Annotated in this window: 1 pseudogene; it reads left to right on the forward strand. The window is 69.5% G+C overall.

Annotation, left to right across the window (positions count from 1 at the left end):
- Positions 1-374: pseudogene (locus EQG76_RS17095) on the forward strand (hypothetical protein); the annotation flags it as partial.

Below are 374 nucleotides of genomic sequence, written 5' to 3' on the forward strand. Positions count from 1 at the left end.
GCCGCCCAGCATGTCGATCGCGGTGGCACTTCTGGTCACCACCACGCTCCTGCTCTCGGTGGCGGTGGGCTTCGTCCTGTTCGCGGGCTACCGGATCGCCCAGCTCAACACGACCGAGCTGGTGCGCGCCCGCTCGGAATTCCTGATCAGCTCGGTGGCCGAGCGGATCCGCGCCCATCTCGACCCGGTACAGGCGCAACTGGAATTCCTGGCCGCGCAGATGGAGCGCGAGGATCTCGACCTCCGCCAACCGGGAAAGCTGGGCGACCGGCTGCTCGCTTCGCTGGCGGCAGTACCCCAGGAAAGCGTGGTGGCGTTCGCCAGCCCGGAGCTGCAGGTGCTGCGCGCCTTCCGCAACCGGCCGGACACGCCGC

It is taken from the genome of Geminicoccus flavidas, from assembly GCF_009806515.1.
GTDB classification, from domain to species: Bacteria; Pseudomonadota; Alphaproteobacteria; order Geminicoccales; family Geminicoccaceae; genus Geminicoccus; species Geminicoccus flavidus.